This window comes from Anaerovibrio lipolyticus LB2005 (assembly GCF_000621545.1).
GTDB classification, from domain to species: Bacteria; Bacillota; Negativicutes; order Selenomonadales; family Selenomonadaceae; genus Anaerovibrio; species Anaerovibrio lipolyticus_A.
The window spans coordinates 113,792-133,598 of sequence record NZ_JHYA01000010.1; the positions used below are offsets into that span (position 1 = coordinate 113,792).

Annotated in this window: 22 protein-coding genes; 1 reads left to right on the forward strand and 21 read right to left on the reverse strand. The window is 38.9% G+C overall.

The window, feature by feature from the left end; translation table 11 throughout:
* Positions 1-90: 90 nt before the first annotated feature.
* From T355_RS0108810 to T355_RS14085, 18 genes are all read right to left on the reverse strand, one after another.
* Positions 91-378 (reverse strand): nucleotidyltransferase family protein, encoded by a 288-nt coding sequence (locus T355_RS0108810; protein WP_027397437.1) that lies wholly within the window; start codon positions 376-378, stop codon positions 91-93.
* Between the two features lie 10 nt (positions 379-388).
* Positions 389-826, reverse strand: a complete 438-nt coding sequence (locus tag T355_RS0108815; RefSeq protein ID WP_051555493.1) for an HI0074 family nucleotidyltransferase substrate-binding subunit — start codon at positions 824-826, stop codon at positions 389-391.
* Between the two features lie 12 nt (positions 827-838).
* On the reverse strand, positions 839-1,051 hold the full coding sequence (locus tag T355_RS0108820; RefSeq protein WP_155851701.1) for a hypothetical protein: 213 nt from the start codon (positions 1,049-1,051) through the stop codon (positions 839-841).
* A gap of 302 nt (positions 1,052-1,353) precedes the next feature.
* Positions 1,354-1,707, reverse strand: coding sequence for a hypothetical protein (locus T355_RS0108825; RefSeq protein WP_027397440.1), 354 nt, complete (start codon positions 1,705-1,707; stop codon positions 1,354-1,356).
* 146 nt (positions 1,708-1,853) lie between these two features.
* A complete protein-coding gene (locus T355_RS15610) occupies positions 1,854-2,015 on the reverse strand; it encodes a FaeA/PapI family transcriptional regulator (protein WP_419670101.1) in 162 nt (53 codons plus the stop codon).
* Between the two features lie 366 nt (positions 2,016-2,381).
* Positions 2,382-2,762 (reverse strand): hypothetical protein, encoded by a 381-nt coding sequence (locus T355_RS0108830; RefSeq protein ID WP_027397441.1) that lies wholly within the window; start codon positions 2,760-2,762, stop codon positions 2,382-2,384.
* Positions 2,759-3,646: a RipA family octameric membrane protein gene (locus T355_RS14800; protein WP_051555494.1), complete on the reverse strand. Its 888-nt coding sequence runs from the start codon at positions 3,644-3,646 to the stop codon at positions 2,759-2,761. Before T355_RS14800 ends, T355_RS0108830 begins: the two co-directional genes overlap by 4 nt.
* A 648-nt stretch (positions 3,647-4,294) precedes the next feature.
* On the reverse strand, positions 4,295-4,561 hold the full coding sequence (locus tag T355_RS14065) for a winged helix-turn-helix domain-containing protein (RefSeq protein WP_037330052.1): 267 nt from the start codon (positions 4,559-4,561) through the stop codon (positions 4,295-4,297).
* A 299-nt stretch (positions 4,562-4,860) separates the two neighbouring features.
* Positions 4,861-5,349, reverse strand: coding sequence for an ATP-binding protein (locus T355_RS14805; RefSeq protein WP_269318806.1), 489 nt, complete (start codon positions 5,347-5,349; stop codon positions 4,861-4,863).
* 313 nt (positions 5,350-5,662) lie between these two features.
* On the reverse strand, positions 5,663-7,066 hold the full coding sequence (locus tag T355_RS0108860) for an ATP-binding protein (protein WP_027397443.1): 1,404 nt from the start codon (positions 7,064-7,066) through the stop codon (positions 5,663-5,665).
* A gap of 81 nt (positions 7,067-7,147) precedes the next feature.
* The gene (locus tag T355_RS14075; protein WP_051555495.1) at positions 7,148-8,467 is read right to left on the reverse strand and encodes a hypothetical protein; all 1,320 of its coding nucleotides are present in this window, start codon (positions 8,465-8,467) and stop codon (positions 7,148-7,150) included.
* Entirely contained in the window at positions 8,464-9,729 is a 1,266-nt protein-coding gene (locus T355_RS0108870; protein WP_027397444.1) for an adenylyltransferase/cytidyltransferase family protein, read from the reverse strand. Before T355_RS0108870 ends, T355_RS14075 begins: the two co-directional genes overlap by 4 nt.
* Positions 9,730-9,765: 36 nt before the next feature.
* Positions 9,766-10,401 carry an NTP transferase domain-containing protein gene (locus T355_RS0108875; protein ID WP_027397445.1) on the reverse strand — a complete coding sequence of 212 codons (636 nt, stop codon included), beginning with the start codon at positions 10,399-10,401 and terminating at the stop codon, positions 9,766-9,768.
* A complete protein-coding gene (locus T355_RS0108880) occupies positions 10,374-10,973 on the reverse strand; it encodes an HAD-IB family phosphatase (protein WP_027397446.1) in 600 nt (199 codons plus the stop codon). Before T355_RS0108880 ends, T355_RS0108875 begins: the two co-directional genes overlap by 28 nt.
* 2 nt (positions 10,974-10,975) lie before the next feature.
* A complete protein-coding gene (locus T355_RS0108885; RefSeq protein ID WP_027397447.1) occupies positions 10,976-11,716 on the reverse strand; it encodes a class I SAM-dependent methyltransferase in 741 nt (246 codons plus the stop codon).
* A gap of 29 nt (positions 11,717-11,745) precedes the next feature.
* A complete protein-coding gene (locus tag T355_RS0108890; RefSeq protein WP_027397448.1) occupies positions 11,746-12,645 on the reverse strand; it encodes a LicD family protein in 900 nt (299 codons plus the stop codon).
* Positions 12,646-12,649: 4 nt separating this feature from the next.
* A complete protein-coding gene (locus tag T355_RS14810) occupies positions 12,650-13,573 on the reverse strand; it encodes a LicD family protein (protein WP_051555496.1) in 924 nt (307 codons plus the stop codon).
* Position 13,574: 1 nt separating this feature from the next.
* Complete coding sequence (locus T355_RS14085) at positions 13,575-14,780, reverse strand: autotransporter strand-loop-strand O-heptosyltransferase (RefSeq protein ID WP_081777651.1); 1,206 nt, start codon at positions 14,778-14,780, stop codon at positions 13,575-13,577.
* 79 nt (positions 14,781-14,859) lie between these two features.
* On the opposite strand from T355_RS14085, the gene T355_RS0108905 reads away from it, so the two are divergent.
* On the forward strand, positions 14,860-16,359 hold the full coding sequence (locus T355_RS0108905; protein WP_027397449.1) for a DUF4422 domain-containing protein: 1,500 nt from the start codon (positions 14,860-14,862) through the stop codon (positions 16,357-16,359).
* Here the strand turns inward: T355_RS0108905 and T355_RS0108910 are convergent.
* From T355_RS0108910 to T355_RS0108920, 3 genes are read right to left on the reverse strand one after another with little or no spacing between them, the layout of a single operon-like run.
* On the reverse strand, positions 16,354-17,526 hold the full coding sequence (locus tag T355_RS0108910) for a glycosyltransferase (protein WP_027397450.1): 1,173 nt from the start codon (positions 17,524-17,526) through the stop codon (positions 16,354-16,356). The genes T355_RS0108905 and T355_RS0108910 overlap by 6 nt on opposite strands.
* Positions 17,527-17,528: 2 nt before the next feature.
* Entirely contained in the window at positions 17,529-18,719 is a 1,191-nt protein-coding gene (locus T355_RS0108915; protein ID WP_027397451.1) for a glycosyltransferase, read from the reverse strand.
* The gene (locus tag T355_RS0108920; RefSeq protein ID WP_027397452.1) at positions 18,712-19,788 is read right to left on the reverse strand and encodes a tetratricopeptide repeat protein; all 1,077 of its coding nucleotides are present in this window, start codon (positions 19,786-19,788) and stop codon (positions 18,712-18,714) included. The genes T355_RS0108915 and T355_RS0108920 overlap by 8 nt, the downstream gene beginning before the upstream one ends.
* Positions 19,789-19,807: the final 19 nt, after the last annotated feature.

A 19,807-nucleotide genomic window follows, 5' to 3' on the forward strand; every position in this document is an offset into this window, starting at 1 on the left:
TGTTACCCAAACATCCATCCTACATCTAGTCTATCGAATAATGACTGTATTATCTAAAACATGATGTTCTCCAGCGTATCCATGCACTAATCATTCTTCGTATAGCACAACCCCATCTTGCTTTATTGACTCTAGCAATTCCTCATTACAAGGGCCATCCAAATCCACCACATCAAACATCAAAAGCGTAGGAACTATTTCTATTTCATCCACATCCAGTGTAAATCGTACTCTATCCCCACCAGATATAGCCAAATCAATATCACTACGTTCCCAATTATCCCCTCTGGCGCGGCTGCCAAATAAAATTACCTTTTTTATTCCATATTTCTTGGCAAGCTCTATGATTTTATCCCTAAGCTTTTCAGGCAAATTCATTGCCAGCACCTCACAACCAATTATCAATCAACTCTTGACGCAGTTTTTCAAACATAACAATAAATTTATCTTGGGTATCTTTGATTATGGACAAGGCAATCTCATCACTATAAGAATGCACTACATTATTGCGTGCCTTCAATGCCTCACTCCATATATCCTCATCATCAATCATTTCAGCCTGATAGGCTAGCTTAATTATTGCATTTGGGGAACCCAATTTTCGTTCTCCATAACCATTAAACTCCAGCCGCTCTTTCATAGCCTTCCATGCCTGTTCAAAGCATATCTCAAACAAGGACACCATTCCCGCCTCTGTAATAGCGTCATATGGAGGCATCTTCCCTTTTATGGTCTTTAAATTATCCAATGCTTTAAAGAAGTTACATACCTTCTTATGAACATCAGGCTGTAATCCTTCTACCGAGTATGTGCCTTTTACTTCCATCTTTCTTTCCTTTCAATTCCTTATCTCCACATCCTCCACCATCACTGGCTTATCCGCCCCCTGAAAAAGCTGGATAACGCTACTGTCATCGCCATAATAGGCATCGCAAATGGCTATGGAACGGTTTAAGTCCGTGGCCTCATCAAACATCCCCCAGTCAGCCTTTTTATAGTCGTCCACAATTTTGGCGTAACGGTCAGCCAACTCCGGACGCATTGAATCCAATGTACATAGCTGTTGTTAGCACCGGACTCTATAGCCTTGCTAAAGGCCACCAGTTCATATCTGATACCTTCACTAAATGAATTCTACTATTGAACTTTATACTAAGTTATTATATTAGGGGGCGTAAAAACCGGACTACCATTTTTTATCAACGCATACTTTAAATCCATTTTCTCAACTTTCATTAGCTGTTTGGCAAATTATTACCCATCATAAATAGATGATGAATCTCCATACGCTCCCATCTCCCTTTTTATTATTTTAGACGATAGTTTGCATTATTTTCCCATTAAGCAACTTGTTTACTGACTATTCACATTCAAATTATTCATAGTTTCCATAAAGTTCATCACACGCATAATCATATCTTTCCATCTTGTAGTAAATTTAACATCACCAATCGTTATTCCATACATATTTTCAAACTTTTGTTGCTGTGCTGTAAACAAGTATTTATATAGCTCATCAAATCTTTCCTTTAATGAAACCTTTACCATATCGCCGTTAGACTCATCAAAACTCTCTCCCGTTGAAAGAAATATATGACAGTACCTGTCTGCTCCTCCATACAGGGCAAATTTAATAAATGGTTCCGAATTTCTGCCTCTGATAAACTCTTCATACTGAGTTATATCATGAATTTTCAAACCTATCATAAATGGTATTAAAACTTCAAAATAGCTACAGAATATTTTCCCTATCCATTTCTTTGGGTGACATCTTAAGCGACATTTATATCATCGGGGGCAACCTAATGAAGCTTTAAGTCATTTCAACCTATATCTTCTATTCTTATTGCCACCTACAGTTTCAACAACATCATCATTCCCAAGAGCTCCCGGGTTCTGAACACTACCAAGCCAATATGCTCCGCAATGTCTCTCGTCCTCATTTCAGCATGTCGCATGAGAAAAGCCCTAATCTTGGCTATATTATTCTCTATCTTGGAAATTTTATCGCCGATTTTTTATCGCCGATTTTTTATCGCCGATTTTTTATCACCGATTTTTTATCACCGATTTTTTATCTTGCTTTTCAAATGAAAGCAATAAAGAAACCTGATCGAGTACGGCATTTTCTACCAATTTGGGTTCTACCCACCCATTATCCTTCCATGTTTTCAATATAGTCGGAAATCCCTAACCAGCATCATCTCCAAAACCTACCATCCTAGCATAGTAGAAACTTTAGCAATAATTATCTTTGTCACTGGTGTCTAAGTTAGTGCCTATGTTGGTGCCTAAGTTAATTAGAGAAAAAATAGATCGTTCATTGCTTTTCTTCAGCCATTAACTCTTTCAATTGTTATAACAAAACAGGTAACTCCTCATTATAAATTAGCATTAATCCAAGCTTCTAGAGAGTCCTTCCGACACGGAATAACTGGCACCTTAAGCTCATTCAATTCACTGTTATCGTATTGCGTTATCCTCACTGCAACGATAGGCTTATTCAAAGAGTGAGCAAATTTTATTTCCTCAATAGCCATCCCCCCTGATAAAGCAGGTCTATTAGAGCACACAATAACAGAGGACCACTTAATTTTTGATTGAATTTGAGGATCTACATTATACCGTCTATCAATATATTCAAGTTGTTTCTGTTCCGGAACAGAATAATCTCTTACATCATATTTTGTTTTGCTAAGTAACTCATTTATTTTTCCAAAATCCTCTGTTTTCCAACGATGTGGGATAAAAATGTTAATCATGCTAAAAACTCCCCCAAAAAAATATACAAACACCCAATAACGACAAATATCGTATATATAATCATTAATATATTCGGTATATTTTGTTCATTTACTGTAAATGATAAATATACTTTCTTATCCTTTCCCTCTCTCAAAGCCTGCCACTCTGCCGTAAAAATTGCCGCTGGTAACCATTCTTCCATTTTATTTATAATCTTAAACTTGCCGCTACTTAACTGCCGATATGATACTATCTGCTTTTCCCATGAATATGATGACATGTACCCAACTAATGATATAAAAACAATAATGCAAGCGGTCCCACGTGAAATGTTGTGAAAATCCGAAATATTTTTTGCAACGATACCAAATCCAGAGAATAATCCACCGTTTATAATCACAAAAAAATTATGCATATTCTGTCTTCGTTTGCTTAGCGTTTCTACTGTATTAACTATAATTTTATATTGTTCAAATAAAAACTCAAATTTCTTTTTATCATCAACATCAAAAATTGATTTTCCACTTAAAAGAGTGTTAGTTATATTTTCATCATTATATTTCTTTACCGCGTTGTATATGTCTCGAGTTCTAATCACTACCCCGTTTTTTAATAGTATGTCAGGGATTACAGCATTCAGCTCATGTATATAATAAAAAATAGTTTTCCCATTAGTTATTGCGGTATTGATCTCCCATTCAATATTTCCGCTATAAATTGTATTTCTGGTAACAATACAAACCAAACAATCTGATTTAATTATTTTTTCCTTAGCTAGCCATTTCCATAATACCGGGATATGACATTCCCTAAGAAAAATCAACTTGTCATTAGCAGTTTCAGAAAAAATTTCCATAGGAAGGATTTTGTCTTTAAATGAATAACTAACAAATATGTCCATTTTCCCCTCATAATAGTAAGTTTTGCAAGCAAGAAATCTGCCTTGTCTACAAAACTTATTTTTTACGTTTTTATATTATTTACAAAACTAGATTCCCTGAAAACATGATACTGTGAAAATTGTCAAGCATATCTGAGAGTTGCTTACTCTTGAATCTGGTCCGAAGGATAATTTCAATAACGCTGTTATCAAATATATTCTTTAGTATTATCTCCGCTCCTCTATATAGTATTTTATTTTCCATTTATGTATTTTGTTATTATTAAATAGTATATTAGTTTTTCCTTAAAAACTTTCACAATGCGCTTTAATTCGCTTTATAATATTTGGTATTTCATCAAACTCTTCAACCCATATTACATTCACACCTAATTCTTTAAAAAACGATTCCTGTAATGATTCATGTCCCAGTTCGAATCTGCTTATTGTTTCACTTCTTGGTAACTCGTTTAGTTTAGAACGCCGCATCTTACATCTAGTCTATCGGATAATGTCTATTTAAATCTGAATATACAAAGCCCTCATGTTATACAATTCTATTATCGCCCAACGGAATCCTGCAAAAATGAATATAAATGAATAATTTCTTACCAGTAAATATAATTATGACAAAAGAAAGCTGCCGCACCTCGTGCAGCAGCAATAATACTATTTCTTTATCTCCCAATAACCTCCACGTGCTGGGCCACATCGTTCAATAACGCCTTCATCACGCAACTTTTTGATAATTCTTTCCACGGTTCTCTTAGAGCTTTTTATTGTCTGAGCAATTTGAGAGGCGGACATGGTATTATCATACTTAATTACTTCCAAAATTTGTTCATGAATATCACCGCCAATCACCGCCATTTTACCGTCAATTTCACCGCCAACAATTATCTCTGTTTTTTTCTCTTGACTTTCAAATAAAAGCAATAAAGAAACCTGATTGAGTACAGTATTTCTGCCAATTGAGGATACATCACCGGCATTTTGCCTCTAATACGCCACTTAATCCGCAATTTGGGCGGATTAAGTTTTATAGGTCTTATCTGCCACATATTTCTGTATTCTACTCTTAGTTTTTATCTGGAATCGTTCTGTGTGATTTCTCAGATACCAGTAACGGTTTTAAATAATATCTAAATTTAAATAATATCTAAAAAAATGTTTTCTATCCGTTAAACTCAGGTACTCCATTATTTCTTGCCGACTTCAGGAGCAAAATAAAAAAATTATTTTATTACAACCCGACTTCCACTTTTCTTCGATCCTATTCGCTCGATTCTTCCTTTCTCCCGTAAACTTGCCAAGGAACGTTCTATGGTTCTCTTTGTAACTCCGACTTTAACAGACAAATCATCCGCTGTCTCATCTGGATTCACCAACAATAAACCTAATATTGTTTTTTCTGTCTTATTTAAACCGACATTTATACCGACATTTATACCGACATTTTTATTACTCAATTCTAATACTTTCTCATCGAAAGGTATTTTACATTTGATATAGTTGTCTGAAATTTCAAATGCTCCCTTACCATATTTCCTAATGATTGTAGGAACACCATGTCCGGTGTGTTCAGTCAAACCAATATTCAAGAATACTCTCATTAATGTAGAATTTCTTGGATGGCTGATCCCTTCATAAAAATCTTCCATTGCCATACCATTAGGAAGACCACCATAAGACAATATTTCCATTCTATCACTAAAGAAAGAAATTTATGGTTCCGTAACAGTCCAATCATTATGTACCAATGCATTTAATACTGCTTCATTTACAGCATCATAATCAAATAAATACATGTCCTTCCTTGGCCTAACGGTAGTATCAGAAATACAAACATTTTCCGCCGACAATCTTGCCTTTATCTTCTCATAAACCGATAATATACAACCATATCCATAATCGTACCGTTCTGAATAACCTTACTTCCAAAGAAGGTAGTGCCATGCTCCAAGGTCGGTTCATAAATAACCATGGTAGCACCTTTGGCCTTGATACGCTCATCCCCCTTAAATTGTCGACTGGTGTCTATTTCAGTCTGTACCTTCTAGCATTAGTAGCCCCCACAGCCTCTATTTCTTCTATTTGGGCAAGAATAGCTCGCGTTCTCGCAGGACTCAAGCCTAGTCTTGCTGCAATTTCAGCCGTGGTTGCCTCACCTGTTTCTGCCATATAGCGCATAATAACATCTATATGTTTATTGGTTTTTTTGTTCGCTTGTTCGCTTGTTCGCTTGTTCGCTTGTTTGCTTGTTCGCTTGTTCGCTTGTTGCCTATACAAAGTAACCTTAATTCCGTCTCCAAACTCTTCGAATAACGGATCAGGCAGTTTATATTGTTTACAAGCAGCTATCATTCTTGGAATACCGGTCCCCCATGCTTCTACTATCTTCATATATTGGAAAATATCTGCAATTGCCTGATTACGACATTTAGATCTACCAGCTTTCATAGTATCAAAATCCATTCCTCCGTAAAGCATTCCTGGAGAAACGACTTCCAGTCTGTCATCAAAAATAGATACTTGAATTTTTGAATCAATTAAATAACTTCTATGAATAATAGCATTTGCCAACAATTCTCTTATTGATTTTAATGGCAATTCATAAATATCTTCCCGAAATAATCCATCTACTTGAGCGCCCATATTAATATGTCTTAAAACAAAATTATACGCATTGGTCAGTTGTTCATAGATAGGACCATCAAATTCCTTCTTATCAAGAAAAACATCCCGATTATTCCCCTTAAATAACGCACACTGAGTTTTGGCAAATCTTGATTTATTACTTGTAAGCAACATAAAAGCATTCGTAGGAGCTAGTGAGTTACCGTTTCTGCAAACAATCCCCATATCTTCCAATTTACCGATCGTCATATCCTTAACATTCATCTTCTCATCATCGTTTTTACAATTAGCGAGTGCAATCTCGTTGGCTTTGCGACAAAAATCAAGTGCCATATCTTCGTCAAAATCGGCTCCTATTTCCACCATACAATCATACGATAAATTATTTCCCTGTAGCTCCAACTCTTTTAAAGTAATCTGATCAGCCAATCTACTTGTACCATTTACTCTAATATAAGTTGAACATTCTTTACCTTTGGACACAATATAATATGGTCTGTGTTTACCTGGAAATACATCAATCACTACGACTGTTTTATCTTCAACTGTAGCAGGATAAATGTCATGTTCTATATATGGAGTACACGCATCCGATATCATAGTAGAAATGGTATCAGACATCTTAAAAGGGCTCCGTTCTCCAATACCTACTACTTCCAAAGTCTTATCGTCTATTCCTATTATACATTTACCACCATTTGTATTCGCAAACGCAATGATATCTTTTAGAAGTTTATCATGTCTTGCCGGAATCTCCCGTTTGAATTCTATATTCTTGCTTTCTCCAAAATAATCCCTTAACATTAACCCACCCCCAAGATGAAAACATTTGATAGTTTTCTATCTCAACTTCGCTTCTACCATTTTGTGATTTTAAAGCGACTCCTAATTCATTATTTCTACATCTTCAATCATCACAGGCTTTTCTGCTCCCTGGAAAAGTTGGATGACGCTGCTGTCATCACCGTAGTATGCATTACAAATAGCGATGGAGCGGTTCAGGTCCGGGGTGTCATCAAAAATACCCCAGTCAGCTTTCTTGAAGTTTTCCACGATACCAGCATATCTGGTTGAAAGGTCTGGACGCATAGAATCTAAGGTAGCCGGTATTAGTGGATGCGGGCGCCATAGCAGCATTACATCATCTGTTTTACCCTTAAAATAATCCAATACATTTTCTATTTTATCCAAAAGCTTTTCTTCTGACTTTAGCATTTCTCCCAAGCCGCTGCCGTACATGATGACTTTTTTCCATGTACCATCGGCCTTCTTTATTTTGTGCAGCCATTCTTCTGGAACATTCTGATCCTCCAGCTTGGTATGGCGAACCTTGTCAAGCTTTGGAGAGCCCCAGCCCTTTATCTTCTGTTCCCAAATATGGCGGGTATTCTCTCCGTAAAGATTAACTAATGCTTGAATATATATTTTCCGCATTTTTTCTGACTGCTGAACTATAATATCCGCATTAACATACACCGGCATTCTGGCATGGGTTTCTGCCCACTTTGGTGTAGCTCCATTCTCATCGGACACAAAGTAAGGAATATATACCAGTTGGTCAGTACACTGCTTTAATTTATCACTGTAATATTCAGGTGCCACTGAAGTGACTAAATTATAACCATCATAGGGGTTATGAATATATATTTGGTCGGGATGTACCGCCGCCAAATCCACATCTTGGTATTTCGTTATAGGCACATATTCAGGAAATTCATTTCCCTCCCAATGCCATTCTCTCGCAGTGCCATCAGGATTGCGGTCACAATAGGGTATTGGCATTACTATCGCGTCGCATTTCTCATCTTTATTTGCTTTCTCCCAAACGCTTTCGAGACTGTCCCACATAGAGGCTTTATAGGGCAGGAAATATACTAATTTCTTGCCAGCAGGCAGCTTTTCTTCAAGTATATTTCTTACCCGTACCAGCTTAGCCAGCATCATATCAACAGGCATACGAAGAGGCTTGTCAACTTCATTAGCTAACCGTATTTTTTCGATATTGGCAACCAAATCTTCCAGAACAGCTATTAAATCTGCTCCCAGATTACCGTATTCCACCAGCAACTCACCAATACCAATCACCTCATCGGCCATGCTATCCAAAGCAATGTTAACATCACCAGCACTCAATAATGCCTTTGCTGCCAATGACAGATTATCAATTTTTCGTAATATACTATTTTTATTGCTTCCATGCGTCATATTTCTCTTACCTTCTTTGCAGCCCAGTCTTCCATAACCTTAGCTATAGCCACGGAAATATCCTCGCTGACATAGCTATTATTTATACCAGATTCAATAGCCTTACTAAAGGCTACCAATTCATATCTGATACCTTCGCCCTCCAACTGATAGAAAAACCTTTTATTTTTATTTTGATCCTCATACTTTATCTCAAAATAATCAGTTTTCCACCAAGGAGACGGCACGTAGATATACCCTTGAGTACCAGTAATTACCATACTACCCTCGGATTTTGCCGCCTTCGCAATTTTCACCGATGCCACAGCTCCAGGATAGACAAAATCTATTTTGGTAAATCCATCAAAGTTTTTATCCTCATCAATGTACTTTGAAGCTATAAACTTATCAGTATAATCAGTCCCTAATATCTGAAATACAGGCAGAAGTGCCGTTGGTCCCCAAGCTGTAATACTGCTCCAAACACCTTTAAGTTTTTTGGAATCATAATTCCCCATCAAACTGGTACATGTGGCATCTACAGAAATAACCTTACCAATAGCACCAGATTTTACAAGTAATAACAAACGATTATACGCTGTACCATAAGCCGTCTTTATGGCATCCATCAGCACCACATTTCTTTTATGGGCCAAATCAAATAATTCCACACATTGAGATTCATTCATGGTAAGAGGCGATTCGCAAAGTACATGTTTCCCTTCATTTATTGCTTTCTTAATCAACTCATAATGACGTTCCGGCATGGATAGAAGATAAATAGCATCTTCCTTCTCCCAAGAATCTGAAGATAATACATCTACACCATTTACAAAGGTACTTTCTCTGGCAAATTTGCTACCAATACCTTTATCTTCAATGATTTTTATAGCTATTTTCCTTTTATCCGAACGAACTTTAGAGCTGGAAACCCCCTCAGTCCGTGGCAAATATACTACTCGACAGTATTCCTCCAGATAATCAAACTTCCCTACCCAGTCAGAACCTACGGTAAAAATATCTACACCATACCGGCGAATATCATCGATCTTCTGGCCCTCATATTCCTCTATGATAATTTCATCAGCCAGCCCCGTTGCACGTACCCCCTCAATCCGCTCCATAAGAGACTGCTGCACATTGATTTTGCCACGACTTTTATCAAAGCTGTCAGCAGTTACTCCCACAATAAGATAATCTCCCAAAGCCTTAGCTCTCTCCAGAAGTCTCCTATGACCATAATGAAGCAAATCATAGGTACCATAGGTTATAACCTTTACCATCTATCTCACCTGCCTCTATTTTTAAAAGCCAATCTTTTATTTCCAACCTTTAATAAACTCAATAGCCCGCTGATAATCCCCATAAGTATCAATATCACATGCTCTAACCTTAACCCCCGGAAGCGGGATATAAGGTTCCAATACATTAAACACATTCCCAGACGTGTATTGTATTCTGTCCCGGTGCAGACAGCACGGCCCTGTCCATTCATAATCTCCATGTTCACGGGAGAAGCCAGTTACTTCCCCCTTCTCATTCAAGGACAGATACACCGCATCCTCTGACCGCTTGTCGGCGTACGCAACCCATTCTCCTTCTTTTTCCAGAAGCATTTGCACATCGTCAGGATGAACCAACAAATCCCCATCATATTCCAAGGCATATTCGTTACCATCCTTGGCCCCCAAATAGTAAGAAGTACCCGTCTTTGTATTGAAATAATCGTGATTGTAGACAAAAATGGCATCTGGGCGATATTTCCGCACTTCATCAATAACCCGGTTGGCCTCAAAGCCTACAACAATGCGAATATCTTCCACATCCTTGAATAAATCAAGCTGCCAATGAATAAGGGTCTTGCCATTGATATCTATAAGTGCCTTGGTGGTTCCCAACCCTAACCGTGAACCAATACCAGCACAAGTTATAACAACTGATTTAGCTGTCTGCATAATGCCACCTCATTTAAAACAAGATAATTGGCCACAGATATGGCACCTGGTGCAGGACTATGAGTAAGACCGGAAGCAATGGCCACATCAGCCATTCGCATAGCTTCCACATCATTATTGCCATCACCAATAAATACCACCCGATGACCTTCATCCTTATATTTCCTGACAATATCTTCCTTCTTGAGAATCCTGGTTAGTTTTATGACATTGTCATTTTCCATCTGTCCTGAAGAACAAAAGCACTCACAGCCAATCTTCCCCGACAATTTCTCTATCCAGCAATCCAAATTACCTGTGGCAATACTACAGTTTTCCTTATGCTGCTGTATAAATTCGACTACCTTACTATAGGTTTCCACGCCACTCAACAGCTCATTTATTTCACTGGCTGGCAATTTACCCAATATATACACGCGTCTTATAAAGGACTCTATAAATGGCACCTGCCCAGCCACCGTTGCTTTGGTCAATTCATTTATTTGTTCTTCTACCTTGAAATGACTGGCGATTAATGGCAGTGTTTCACATTTGGTAATCGTCCCATCCAAATCAAATATAAACTTCGTCATAATCATCTCTCCAATATGAAATAGTACTGTGACGTTTCTTTGCGATTATTCAATGAATCATCAAATAAAAAGGCCTCTTCCTTGACCCTAAACCCTTGCTTAAGTAAGCTCTTATTCAAGCAATCCATTATTTCATCCCTAGTTCTGTATATGGCATTATAGGTATCATCCAATTCCTCAGAAAAATGTTCCTTTAATGTTAAACGTTCTTCAAGACCAATTGGTTCCCTTATTACAACGATACCCTTGTCTTCCACCGCTTGACCAATTCCTGCAAAAACGCTGTCCACATCCTGGTCATTAAGGTATACTAATGCACCTATCAAGAGGACACGATTGAACTTATCCTCCCAGTTATTCTTTGCCAAACAATCAGATATTTCATTACTTTTACCAGTATAAAAATGTCTGTTTTTCTTATCCTTGTTCAACTCCCTGGCCTTAAGGATAAAGTCCTCGCAAAAATCAATACCACAATACTTATCAATATCCATGGTAATAGCATCAGACCAGCGACCAATACCACAGGCAATATCCAGTACCTTGGATTTGTTATCCAATTTCAACAATGGTAATAACTTCTCTACTTCCTTGGCATTACGCTGCTTCACCAGCTCCGGATGATTATCCTGATACATGGTCACAGAATAAGGATTGTCCTTATTATATTTTCCTGCCCGATTATTGAAAAATGCCTGGGTAGCATCATAATTAATCTCTTCATGACCACCTTTTAACCGCATAGTTCTTCTCCACCTTTATTTTTGAAATATTATCTTTCTGCTTCTTTTAAAACATGATTTATCTGCGCCTGTATGTCCGTATAACTGATATCAGCACTCATATATTGAACTTCATGAAATGATTTGGACCGAACAAATTTCCGCCAATCACCAAACTCAGCCTCCAGCACCTTTTCATATTCTATTGGTACCGGCACCTTAATCCCCTCAAAAGGCAAATAGGTTATATCACGATAATACTCAGCTTTGAGATTTCCCTTAATTCCCATTATTTTACTGAATTGATAGCCTACATTTGCAGACTCCCCAAAATGATTGGCACAAAATTTTTCATATTCCTGAAATTTATCTACTGGAGGCAACATAATAAATTGTTTGATAAACTCATTGGATGGCTTACATTGCAGTCCCTTTTCCATTTCCTGCAATAATCCATTAGGATTCATAATAGCTCCAATAAGGCTTTGGCGAATATCCCATATTTCTCCACAGCGTTGTGAACCATCCGAAATATCATCCAATGGCCAAATATCAATAAATATGCCTTGATGATGTTTCCCTTCAACCTGCTCAATGGCCGCCGTATTTAGGTTCATTACTTTCCCAATAGTGAATATTTCCCCGCTGTTATAGGCCGTTAATAAAGCAAAGGGACTTTTAAGTTCTTGCGATACCACCTGCTTAAACCGCTCGTAATCCGGCCTCAACATAGAAATATCAATATCATCATCCCAGGGAATAAAGCCTTGGTGGCGGGCCGCCCCAATAAGAGTGCCACCCTCCGCAAAATACTTTATGGAATATTTACGACAAATCCTATCAATTTCCCCTAATAATTCCATCAGTTTATTCCATACTTTTTTACGGTCACTGGTCACTAAAAAACCATCCCTGATTTCATCTTTACCAATGTTATGTATAAAATCCATATTATCAATCCTCAAAATGCCAAAGATAATCGCCACATTGCAATAAATCACGATTAATATCCCTCATCATCACTTTGTAAGGAATATCTACGCTCATAAGCACACCTTCATGCTCAGTCGGGATATGCTTTGGTATTCGCCACTGGCCATAAATCTGTGTCAAAAACTCATCATAGCCCGCCGGCACTGGAACCCGCACCTGCTCAAAATCCATATATAAAATATTTTGCAAGCATTCTTTTGCCACAGGCTTTGAACGGTTGCACCAATATGACATTTGAAATGCCACCTTTGCTGACTCATCAAAATGCTTGGTACAAAACTCTTCATAAATGCTCATCCGTTCAGCCAAATCCATCTGTAAAATCCGTTCCAGCGTACTGCGAGATACCCGTGTTGTCCCCCCACCTTTCAATCCATCAATCACCTGTTGAGGAGTAATAACACTCATCCACAGTTCTCGCAATACCCCGTCCAGTATATCAGCTCGTTCTGTCCCGTCCGGCACTATATCCATTGGTAAAATATCCACAAAAATCCCTTGATGAATATTGGAATTCCACTCCTCTATGGCAGAAGTACTATCGTCCATTATCTTGGACCAGTTCATAATACGACCATCAGTATAGGTATTCTGCAAAAAATATGGACTGTTAATCTCCTGCGCAGCCACTTGTACAAACCTCATATAATCTGGTCGCATCATGGCCACATCAATATCATCATCCCAAGGCACAAATCCCTTGTGACGCACTGCCCCAATCATCGTACCAAATATAACAAAATAAGGAATATCATACTTTTGGCAAATTCTATCTATTTCTAGCAACAGTTCTATTTCTTTGTTCCAATTTTTCTTCCTGTCAGTGGTCACCAAGAAACCACTTCTGATTTCATCTTTGTCTATATCTTTAACGTATGTCTTCATATTACAATCCCTTATCCTCTATTAACCTGTCAACAGCCTGCACCACCTGTAACGGTGTAATTGACTTGCTGCACTCAAATTCTCTGTCTGTCCCCTTATGGTATGGGCAAATATCCTTCCAATTAACCCGTATATCGTTATAACAACCATGGCACACCAGCTGATTAGTCACCCGATATGGTGTTTCAAACTCCCCCATAGGTAAGCTAAACCCACTAATAAGCACTACCGGAATGCCACAGGCATTAGCCAACCAAGAAAGACCACTGCCTAAGCCGATAAAGAAATCCGCATAAGCCAGGAGATTTACTCGTTCCATTAATGGACGCATACCTGTAAAATCCTCGGCCCCTGCTGGCATAGATATTTCAATACCATTCTCTATGACGGTATGTCCACCATCAATACAAAGTACCCGATAGCCAAGACTCTTTAAATATTCCACCACAATATCCCAACCATCAGGATACAACCACCGCTTCATTATTCCGGAGGCCTGAACCCCTATGCACACGTATTTTTCCTTTATTTCTCTTGGAGCCGTTGGATAATAATGAATTTCAGGAGCCTTTTCGTAAAGTCCTAATATTACCTGGGCTGATTTATAAGGGGGCCAATGACGGGAATCATCGGGTATAAGGTATGGTGGTAAATCAAAAACTGCCAAACAAAATGAAGCATAACAACCAGAAGGTATCTTTTCCTGTATGGTTATCCCCGACATATATTCCTTGCACAAATCCTTAAAGCTATTAGGTGGATATAAAGTAATATTGGCGTTATACTCTGCCTTTAAAGCGTTTATATAAGGCAAAACCGAAATTGTATCTCCCAATACTCCATCTACCATGAAAATGTAGATATCCTTATTATGTAAATCCATCAAATGCTCAAAAACCTTTTTTCCGTCCAGCCAAGCCTCCACATACCAATGAATATAATACTTTTCCAATGACACTAATATTTGCTCTGAAATATCCCCGTCAAAGCCTACCATACCTGTATCAAAATCAGAAATTTTGATATGCCAGTTACCTGCCGGAACCTCGACTCTAGCACCACCATTAAAGTCTATATACAAGCCTTCTATTCCCGTTTGCAACTTAACATCACCGACAGCCTGCTCAAAATTCAGGAGTCTGTTTACTTGCTCCGGCTCTATTTCATCTTTTCTTATGGAAAAATAAAATATGGGATACTTGTGCATATAAAAACCTCTTTCTTGCCTTTTCCACAAGGCGCTAGTAAGATTAAATTAACAGATTTTTTACAAAGGAGATAATATAATGAGCAGAAAAATTGCTTTATTTGGTTTGGGAAATGAACTTCATATTGATAACTGGTCACAGGAAACCATTGTTGCCGTTGGTGCCCTGCTGGATAACAATACTCCCAAATCTGTTGAAATAAACGGTCAAGAAATACCAGTGGTAAATGTAAACCTACTACGGCAGATGGAATTTGACTTTGTTATAATCACAGAGTCTACCCAGTTTAATAAAATATACATCACCTGTGCACAAGCCCAGATTCCCCAATTTAAAATTATTTCCTATGATACTTATATTCATCATGTACGCAATAAGGTTGAATATAATGTGGATGATGAGCAATCTATTCTAGAAATAGTAAAAGACAAGGCTATACATCGTATCCTTGATATGGACTTGTATTTTGCTGATGGTGTAAGTACCACCCGTAACCGCTGCAATTATGCGGAGCTGAATAACTATGGTCTATCCATCCCGAACGACTTGGAGCTCATAGGTATCAGTGACAAAAAATACTGGCCCATATGGGATAATATCTATGACCGGATATATCACAAGTTGGACAGTATCTTGTTACAACACTTTGATTTGCTGCTTATAATGAAAATACGCCCGTTAGAAGAATATATTCAGCTTATTAATACCACCTACGGCTCATGGAAATACGCCCTTATTCAAGTGGAAAAGGCTTCTACTGATGAGGCCTCCCTAAAAAATCTCGACTATCAAGGGTTAAATCTTAATGCCACATGGATAACAGCCCAAAATACATCCTGGCTACTTCTGGAATATGATAAGCAGGACACTGAGCTCTATGTTATCTGCCATAAGCCTTATGAACTGCCAAAGCTGCCACCTATTTATCACCCTATTCATGCAGGAAAAAACGGCTCAAAAGGCTTTGGACTTCCCGGAGATGATACAGGTGAAAACATTTCCTTTATCAATCCATATATCAATGAGCTTACAGCCATATATTGGATGTGGAAAAATACCAATTCAGAAATCATCGGCACGGCCCACTATCGCCGCTACTTCGTAAATGAACAGGCTGACAGCTATATTTCGGATAGTCACAGCTTCATTGATGAAAAAACAATTCATCAGATGCTGTGTAACCATGACATAATACTACGTCGCAGTATACCTTATGGAAATACAGAGGACTGCTTCAGAAAATTCATGGGCTATGACTTCTATGAAACTGCCAAAACCATTTTCCAACAGGTCATAAAGGATATTGAACCAGAGTATGAAGAAGCATTCCTCTTTGCCCTATCACGGCACAACTCTGGCCATGCCTTTAATATGTTCATCACCCGTCGCCATGTATTTAACGCCTATTGCAGCTGGCTTTTCCCGATAGTATTGGAAGCAGCCAACCGCATTGACTTCACCCAATTACCAAATCCACCTCATAGCCGAATTATAGGCTTTATGGGGGAAGCCCTGCTGATGCCATGGCTCATGAAACAACGGCTCCGCATCAAGGAATTACCTGTAGTGGAGTTATAACGACATCATTTCTAAAACTCTTTGTGCCCTATTTTCCCAACAATGCTTAGCCTTAGCCTTCCCATAAGCCCGGATAGCTGAGGCTAATCTTTTTGACTCATCAAGAAGCAGCTCATCCACTACATTCATCTGCTGACCTATATTCTTCCAATCAAACAGATAAATCTCACTGCCATCCTCAAACTCTCTGTCTAAATAAGAGCTGTATTCACTTACCACCACTGCCCCATTAAGCATAGCCGTAAACACCCTGTCGTGACCGCCATTATTAAACTCCGCTTGATCCTGCACCACTACCTTGGCACGTGAAAACGCATCCAATACCGTGTCGTAGCTAACAGCACCATTAAGCTTCAATCGCTTGGCAAATGGTACATTCTCCCAGCCTGGTCCAAAGACATCCACCCGGATGTCTTTTTTGGTGAGCTCCTCAAGGGTACGATATCGGCGGAGCATTTTAACATAGAAAAACACCCCATGAAAATATGGAGAAAGTGCTGTAACATAATCCTCTCCAATAAGCCCTCTTTCCTCCAGCACATATTTTACAGCTGGAAGCAGACTTACGGGATTGGCCAGCATATACTCCACCACATCATCCAATATGCCGATTATATATGGATTATCCGTCTGCTCCCGCCAATACATTTTGATGTTGCCATCCTCAAACATACTGGCACTGAACACCACGTCCAAATCCCTATCAATACTGAATATTTCATATTCTCTGGTAGCCACATCCCCGCCCAAAGGCTGAAATATTTCCCCAGCAAACTGTTTTTCAGGGAAACGATATTTTATAGCACCAATATGGCTTTTATCCAATACCCATAAATAATGCTTTTGGCAGGGAAATCCCAGATTACCGTTAGCCGCATTATACGGGGCATCCAACAGCACCGATACATAAGGTACTGGCAAATCCCCCAATGCATAATGGTCAGGAGCCGTCTGCAAAAATGCCCCTGTATCATTTACCCCGATTGAAAACCAAACCTCACCAGACCGCATTAAATCATAGGCCCGTTGCATAGCTTCTGGGTCGTTCAAATATGTGTACTCCACATCACACCCCAAGCTTTCAAAGCCCTTGGCTATTTCAAGGGAATTTCTATGTAGTGCCGGATGATTCCCTTCGGATACTATAAAGGCGATTATCTTCTTCAAAATTAATTACCTCGTAACACTGACATCATTTCCATTATACTGGCTGCCCTGTTTACCCAACGATGCTGACTACTTGCCTTGCCATAGGCACTGATAGCCGTAGAAAGACGCAACGACTCATTGGATATCAGTTCCTTTATGATTTGTAGCTGACTGCCGGTATTTTTCCAATCAAAGAGGAAAATATCCTTATTTACATCAAACTTCTTCTCTAAGTAAGTGCTGTACTCACTCACTACTGCAGCACCATTCAACATGGCTGTAAAGACTCTGTCATGGCCCCCATTATTAAATTCTGCCTGATCCTGGAAAACCACCTTAGTCTTTGTAAAGGCATCCAACACTTCCTCATAATCCACTTCGCCGTGAAGACGCAGCTTATCCGCAAATGGTACCCACTCCCAACCGGAGCCATAGACATCCACGGTAATACCTTCTTTAGCAAGAAGCTCCACAGCATTATAGCGACGACGATGCTTTACATAGAAGAACAGTGAGAACATATATGGCGTAAACTTATGAATATACTCCGGACCATATAATCCCCGTTCCTCCAGTACCACCTTAAAGGCATCCAACATACTGACAGGATTGGACAGCATATAATCCACCACATCCTGCAAAATAGCCACCACAAAGGGACTGGTATCATCCTCCATCCACGCGGGCTTAAAATCACCGCCATGATAAATCGACGCACTATAAACCACATCCAAAGGCCGCTCTATGCTGAATATTTCCTCTTCATTCCCATTAGAGCTACCGGCCAATGGCAGCAGCATACTACCAGCGAAGGTGGTCTTTGGATAACAAATCTTCAATGCTTCCTGATGGGTTTTATCCAATAAGCACACATAATGATTTTTGCATGGAAAAGCAATATTATCCGTAGCCACATTATATGGAGCATCCAACATGATGGACACGAAAGGTGTATCGACATATTCATAGATACACCGACCATCATTGTCCACCATATATTTTCCAGAGTTATTTACCCCAACACTAAATTCTATTTGCTCATTCAAAAGCATATGCCTGGCTCCAAGCATAGTGCTGACATCATTAATATCCGCCAATATAAGTTCAAGCCCCAACTTGGCAAACCCATGAACAATATCATTGGTAATCCGCTTCATGGATGGATGCCCTAATTCTGTTGTATATAATAATATTTTCTTTCCATTATCCATGTCTATGCCCCTTTATCGCCCTGATAAGGCCAAATTCCACCATTGGTATGGCAGAGGCATATTCCAAAGCCTTGTTCTTATCCCCCATTGCAAGGTAAGTAAAGGCCATATTTTTTAACACAACCGGGTCATGGGCATCTATTTCCAGTGCCTTATTTAAAAGCTTTATTGCACCATCATAATCATCATTAAGATAGAGACCAGAGGCAAAATTATTAAGTCCTTTTATTTTATCACTAAAGGAAATATTACTGCTCATAACCTTATTGATAAGTGCTTCAGCCGCCTCAGTCATTTTCTCAGCATTTTTTGAAACAGCCTCAATCTCCTCGTCCTGTGGTGACATCTCCCTTTCATCTGCCTCAACCTTTTCTTCCAGCTTATTCTCCTGTCGATTGCCCTTGCTCTTATTGAGCAATTCTTTTAATCGGGCCACTGCGGCCTGGGCCTTGGATTGTCCATCACCAGCCTGCGCCCTATCACTATTTACAGGGGTATCATCTACCGGAGAGAGAGAGGCTTCCAGCATATCCTGAATTGAACTGCTCTGCTCCGATACCGTTGGAGAAGCAGTAGCCACATAATGCTCCTTGAAATAATCCTCCAGTACAGGATACTTGGCCATCATATCACCCAAATTATCGTGGCAATACACCAGCATATCCAGCAGTCTTTCCTTGTCTTCATCCTTCATGCCAGGCTGCAATTTCTCCACCACAAAGGATAATATATTAAACCCATCCTCTGGTTTATCCTCTACGAAACACAAGCGTCCCAAAAGCAACCTTGCACTGATATTATTCGGATCATAAGTCAAGGTATTGTTCACCCACTTGGCTGCCCGCTCGTAATCCCCAGTCATAAAATAGCAGCTGGCTCCCATAGCCATAATCTCTGGGTCCATTTTTTTGTGCTTAGCGATTTCAGCCATAGTATCCATGGCTTCAACATATTCCCCAGCAGAATATTGCTCCTTCATTTTTTTCTTTAAATTAATAAGTTCACTTACTTCTACATTTGCCTGCTTCTTCTTTTTCTTATTACCGATTTTATTCTTAAAGCTTCCCATTGAATTGGTCCTCCCTTTA

Coding starts and splice junctions, on each gene's coding strand:
- T355_RS0108810 (WP_027397437.1), bottom strand. CDS start 378: ATGAATTTGCCTGAAAAGCTTAGGGATAAAATCATAGAGCTTGCCAAG.
- T355_RS0108815 (WP_051555493.1), bottom strand. CDS start 826: ATGGAAGTAAAAGGCACATACTCGGTAGAAGGATTACAGCCTGATGTT.
- T355_RS0108825 (WP_027397440.1), bottom strand. CDS start 1,707: ATGATAGGTTTGAAAATTCATGATATAACTCAGTATGAAGAGTTTATC.
- T355_RS0108830 (WP_027397441.1), bottom strand. CDS start 2,762: ATGATTAACATTTTTATCCCACATCGTTGGAAAACAGAGGATTTTGGA.
- T355_RS14800 (WP_051555494.1), bottom strand. CDS start 3,646: ATGGACATATTTGTTAGTTATTCATTTAAAGACAAAATCCTTCCTATG.
- T355_RS0108860 (WP_027397443.1), bottom strand. CDS start 7,066: ATGTTAAGGGATTATTTTGGAGAAAGCAAGAATATAGAATTCAAACGG.
- T355_RS14075 (WP_051555495.1), bottom strand. CDS start 8,467: ATGACGCATGGAAGCAATAAAAATAGTATATTACGAAAAATTGATAAT.
- T355_RS0108870 (WP_027397444.1), bottom strand. CDS start 9,729: ATGGTAAAGGTTATAACCTATGGTACCTATGATTTGCTTCATTATGGT.
- T355_RS0108875 (WP_027397445.1), bottom strand. CDS start 10,401: ATGCAGACAGCTAAATCAGTTGTTATAACTTGTGCTGGTATTGGTTCA.
- T355_RS0108880 (WP_027397446.1), bottom strand. CDS start 10,973: ATGACGAAGTTTATATTTGATTTGGATGGGACGATTACCAAATGTGAA.
- T355_RS0108885 (WP_027397447.1), bottom strand. CDS start 11,716: ATGCGGTTAAAAGGTGGTCATGAAGAGATTAATTATGATGCTACCCAG.
- T355_RS0108890 (WP_027397448.1), bottom strand. CDS start 12,645: ATGGATTTTATACATAACATTGGTAAAGATGAAATCAGGGATGGTTTT.
- T355_RS14810 (WP_051555496.1), bottom strand. CDS start 13,573: ATGAAGACATACGTTAAAGATATAGACAAAGATGAAATCAGAAGTGGT.
- T355_RS14085 (WP_081777651.1), bottom strand. CDS start 14,780: ATGCACAAGTATCCCATATTTTATTTTTCCATAAGAAAAGATGAAATA.
- T355_RS0108905 (WP_027397449.1), top strand. CDS start 14,860: ATGAGCAGAAAAATTGCTTTATTTGGTTTGGGAAATGAACTTCATATT.
- T355_RS0108915 (WP_027397451.1), bottom strand. CDS start 18,719: ATGGATAATGGAAAGAAAATATTATTATATACAACAGAATTAGGGCAT.
- T355_RS0108920 (WP_027397452.1), bottom strand. CDS start 19,788: ATGGGAAGCTTTAAGAATAAAATCGGTAATAAGAAAAAGAAGAAGCAG.